This is a genomic window from Methylobacterium sp. WL9, assembly GCF_008040035.1.
GTDB classification, from domain to species: domain Bacteria; phylum Pseudomonadota; class Alphaproteobacteria; order Rhizobiales; family Beijerinckiaceae; genus Methylobacterium; species Methylobacterium thuringiense.
This window is the reverse complement of sequence record NZ_VRVE01000143.1, coordinates 1-4,642: the sequence shown is the minus strand read 5'-3', so window position 1 is coordinate 4,642 and position 4,642 is coordinate 1. Positions and strand designations below refer to the sequence as shown.

The 4,642-nt window shown below is 69.9% G+C and carries 5 protein-coding genes; 4 read left to right on the top strand and 1 reads right to left on the bottom strand.

The window, feature by feature from the left end; translation table 11 throughout:
- The first annotated feature begins 238 nt into the window (after window positions 1-238).
- The 4 genes from FV217_RS21820 (at window position 239) to FV217_RS21805 (ending at window position 4,271) form a co-directional block, all read left to right on the top strand.
- Entirely contained in the window at window positions 239-1,126 is an 888-nt protein-coding gene (locus FV217_RS21820; RefSeq protein WP_147821683.1) for a DUF3313 domain-containing protein, read from the top strand.
- 187 nt (window positions 1,127-1,313) lie between these two features.
- Entirely contained in the window at window positions 1,314-2,804 is a 1,491-nt protein-coding gene (gene guaB, locus FV217_RS21815) for an IMP dehydrogenase (protein WP_147821681.1), read from the top strand.
- A gap of 109 nt (window positions 2,805-2,913) precedes the next feature.
- Window positions 2,914-3,858 (top strand): 2-dehydropantoate 2-reductase, encoded by a 945-nt coding sequence (gene panE / locus FV217_RS21810; protein ID WP_147821679.1) that lies wholly within the window; start codon window positions 2,914-2,916, stop codon window positions 3,856-3,858.
- 125 nt (window positions 3,859-3,983) lie between these two features.
- Complete coding sequence (locus FV217_RS21805; protein ID WP_147821678.1) at window positions 3,984-4,271, top strand: hypothetical protein; 288 nt, start codon at window positions 3,984-3,986, stop codon at window positions 4,269-4,271.
- A gap of 10 nt (window positions 4,272-4,281) precedes the next feature.
- Here FV217_RS21805 and FV217_RS21800 read toward each other — a convergent pair whose 3' ends face one another.
- Window positions 4,282-4,467, bottom strand: coding sequence for a hypothetical protein (locus FV217_RS21800; RefSeq protein WP_147821676.1), 186 nt, complete (start codon window positions 4,465-4,467; stop codon window positions 4,282-4,284).
- Window positions 4,468-4,642: the final 175 nt, after the last annotated feature.

Below are 4,642 nucleotides of genomic sequence, written 5' to 3'. Positions count from 1 at the left end.
GGGCGCATCGGGTGGGAGACATATCCCCAGATCTGTTCGGTTGCATGTCCGCGCCGGCGACACTGTTTCGGAATCGTGTCGCGAGAGACACAGGCTGCGCCCCTCGGCGGCCCGCCCCCCCTTCTCCCCTTTCGCGGCACCCCGCTGCAGCCGTAAGCTCGGCCTTAATCCACGGTGAGGCGTGCAGGTTGATTCAGCCGCCGCGCGCACCGTCCGACATATTCGCGAAAGAGACCTGATGCCTTCGAGGCTCGCAAAGCCGCGATCTGCCCTGCGCCTCGCCCTTGCGGCGATGCTGCTCGCCTCCGTAGCCGGCTGCGGCGAGGTCGTGCTGACCGACGGCGGCTCGCTGTCGCGCCGGGACCGGCTGTCCGGCAGCGACGCTGTCGCCTCCGATTCGCGCCTCTATGCCGACCAGGGCGCACTGGCGCGCACCCGCACCGTCCGGATCATCCCGACCGCCTTCACCGGCAGCATCCCCGGCGGCGAATTCCTCACCCCGGAGCAGCGCCGCCTCACCGCGAACGCCGCGGACCGGGCGATGTGCTACGAGCTGTCGCTGAAGTACGACGTCGTCTCGACCCCGGACGCCGACCTCACCGTGCGCTCGCGGGTGACGCGGGTCGATCCGACCGACCTGCTCGGGGCCGGCTCGACCATCGGCCTCTCGGCCGCGATCACCATCGCCGGCCAAGTCGGCGTGGGCGCAGCCGAGGGCCTCGGCCGCATTCCGGTCCCCCGTATCCCGATCGGGCTCGGCAGCCTCACGGTGGAAGCCGAGGCGGTGGACCGCCACCGCCAGCAGCGCGCTGCGATGATCTGGGGCGGTGCCGCGAATTCCTTCACCAGCCAGCCGCGCTTCTCGAAGGACAGCGACCCCTACGATCTCGCCGGAGAGTTCGGCCAGGATTTCGGCTTCTTCCTCGCCACCGGCAAGGATCCGTTCAAGTCGGAGCTGTTCATCCCGAACTGGAACCGCATCCGCGTGACGATCCTCGGCGAGGCGCCCCTCGACCCCGATTGCGCGGCCTACGGCCGAGCCCCGGGCATCGACGGCATCCTGACCGACTATATCGGCCTGCCGCCGGAATACGGCGACAAGGGACAGGACGCCCGCTTCAACTGAGCGGCGGTCTGCGTCCAGCGGGGATCGGGGCCGCTTCCGGCGCGGCCGGTTCGCGGCTTATCCCGCTGCATTGCGGCATTCGCGTCTTTGCGCGAGCCGCACCCCCATGATAACGGCACGTGCCAATCCGAAGCGCCAATCTGCTCGTCACGAGCCCGGCGCTCACATGACAAAGCGGAGTTGGCACATGGCCCTGATCAGCGCGGATACCATCATCGAGGGGCTGACCTTCGACGATGTGCTGCTGCGCCCGGCCGCCTCCTCCGTGATGCCCGGCGAGGTCGACATCGCCTCGCGGCTGACCCGGACGATCGCGCTGAAGCTGCCGATCGTCTCCTCGGCCATGGACACGGTGACGGAAGCGCCGATGGCGATCGCCATGGCGCAGAACGGGGGGCTGGGCGTCATCCACCGCAACCTCGAGCCGCATGAGCAGGCCGAGCAGGTCCGCCTCGTCAAGAAATACGAGTCGGGCATGGTGCTCAACCCGATCACCATCCATCCCGACGAGCCCCTCGCCGCCGCCTTCTCGGTGATGAAGGAGAACCGCATCTCCGGCATCCCGGTGGTGGAGCGCGGCCCCAACGGCTCGCGCGGCAAGCTCGTCGGCATCCTGACGAACCGCGACTGCCGCTTCGCCACCAACACCGCCCAGCCCGTCTCCGAACTGATGACGAAGGACCGGCTCATCACCGTGCGCGAGGGCGTGACGCAGGACGAGGCCAAGCGCCTGCTGCACCAGTTCCGCATCGAGAAGCTGCTGGTGGTCGACGACCATTACCGCTGCATCGGCCTGATCACGGTCAAGGACATCGAGAAGCAGGTCGCCTACCCGCACGCCGTCAAGGACGAGCAGGGGCGCCTGCGCGTCGCCGCCGCCACCACCACGGGCGAGGCCGGGTTCGAGCGGGCCGAGCGGCTGATCGATGCCGGTTGCGACATCATCGTGGTCGACACCGCCCACGGCCACTCGATCAAGGTGCTCGACGCCGTGCGCCGGGTGAAGGCGCTCTCGAACGCCGTGCAGATCATCGCCGGCAATGTCGCCACCCGCGACGGCGCCCAGGCGCTGATCGATGCCGGCGCCGACGCCATCAAAGTCGGCATCGGCCCGGGCTCGATCTGCACCACCCGCATCGTCGCGGGCGTCGGCGTGCCCCAGCTCACGGCGCTGATGGAGGCCGTGGAAGCCGGCCAGAAGGCCGACGTGCCGGTGATCGCCGACGGCGGCATCAAGTACTCGGGCGACCTCGCCAAGGCGATCGCCGCCGGCGCCTCGGTGGCGATGCTGGGCAGCCTGCTCGCCGGCACCGACGAGGCCCCCGGCGACGTGTTTTTGTACCAGGGCCGTTCGTACAAGAGCTATCGCGGCATGGGCTCGGTGGGCGCCATGGCCCGCGGCTCGGCCGACCGCTACTTCCAGGCCGAGGTCAGCGACACCCACAAGCTCGTGCCCGAGGGCATCGAGGGACAGGTGCCCTACAAGGGCCCCGTCGCCGCCGTGCTCCACCAGCTCGCCGGGGGGCTTCGCGCCGCCATGGGCTATGTGGGCGCGCCGACCGTGCCAGAGCTGCAGGAGCGGGCGCAGTTCATCCGCATCACCAATGCGGGCCTGCGCGAGAGCCACGTCCACGACGTGACGATCACGCGGGAAACGCCGAACTATCCGAGCCGGTAGGCGACCACGCAGAGCGCAAGCAGACACGTTCCCCATTGCGCCTGCGCCCTCGCGCCGCACATAGACGCATGAACGGGCTCGGATCGACCCGACGATGCGGAGACATGCCATGCGGGTTCTCGTGGTCGGCGCAGGCGCCACCGGCGGTTATTTCGGGGCGCGGCTCGCCGAGGCCGGACGCGACGTCACCTTCCTGGTCCGGCCGGCGCGCGCGGAAAAGCTGGCGGCCGACGGCCTTCAGGTGCTGAGCCCAGTCGGCGACACCCGGATCGACAAACCCCAGACAGTGACGGCCGACGTGCTCGGCACGGCCGGCCGTTTCGATCTCGTGCTGCTCTCCGCCAAGGCCTACGACCTCGAAACGGCCATTGCCGACGTCGCCCCGGCCGTCGGCCCGCAGACGGCGGTGCTGCCGATCCTCAACGGCATGAACCATCTCGACGCCCTCGACGCAGCCTTCGGGGCGGAGCGGGTGCTGGGCGGCACCTGCGCCATCGTCGCCACGCTCACCAAGGCCGGCGAGATCCGCCAGATGAGCGAGTTGCACACCCTCACCTACGGCGAGCGCGACGGCACGCGTTCCGAGCGCGTCGGGGCGATCGAGGAACTGATGCAGGGCGTGAAGTTCCAGGCGCGGGCGAGCGACAAGGTTCTGCTGGAGATGTGGGAGAAGTGGGTGTTTCTGGCGACGCTCGCCGGCAGCACCACGCTGATGCGCAGCACGATCGGCGACATCGTCGGCGCGCCGGGCGGCAAGGCCTTCCTGGAAGCGCTGCACGAGGAATGCCGCGTCGTCGCCGACGCCTCCGGCTACGCACCGCGCGACAAGGTGTTCGCGGGCGCCCGCAAGATGCTCACCGCGGACGGGGCGCCGATGACCGCCTCGATGCTGCGCGACATCGAGAACGGCGCCCGGATCGAGGCCGACCACATCGTCGGCGACCTGATCGCCCGCGGCCGGACAACGGCGCCGGATTCGGCGCGGCCGCTCCTGGAGCTCGCCTACACCCACCTGCGCGCCTACCAGAACCGCCGCGAGCGCGAGGCGGCCTGATCCGGAAGGCCGGGAACCGGCCCGTGAATTCAAAAGGTTCGCCGGTCGCGCGCCTGCGCCCAATGATGCTATGTGCGGAAACGATGCTCGGCTCTGGTCCGGCATAGCCGCCCGGGATCGCCGACATGACGACCAAAGCCGAATGCCTCGCGACCCTGCGCGGCCTCATCGCGCGCAGCGAGCGCAACGAACTCGCCGACGCGCAGGCCGCGATCATCCAGTTCGCCCTGGCAGCGCCGGACCTGAAGAGCCGCACCGACGCGATGGCGGAACTGCAGACGGCGCTTGCCACCGAGATGCAGGCCGCCGGCCTCGAGCCGATGCAGGCGGCCTATCATTCCGTGGTCGAAGCCATGATCGACCGCACCCGCGATGCCGTGCTCGCCGATCCCGGCGCGGCGGCGGGCGCCTGAACGGCGCCGCTCAGTAGCGCTGGGGCGCGGGCGGACGCGGATCGCCGTATTCGAGCTGGGTCTTCGCGTCGTAGGGACGGCGCGGCGGCGGCACCGGGTCGGCGATCGACTCGGCCGGAGCCCGCGAGCAGGCCGCGGCGGCCAGCGCGAACAGGCAGGCGGCGGCGAGGGAAGACAGGGGCGACCTGGGCGACATCGGGAGCCTCGTTTTACGCAGAACGCGCGCCCGGCCGTCGACGGACGCGGCGCGCCCTCCTTGTGGGGCAGGACCAAGCCCTAAGCTCGGCCGTATCATGGCCGGGACCCGAACTAAGCGTGGCCGTATCGTGGCAGCGTCAACGAGACCTTACCGGAGTTCACCCTGACCCCTC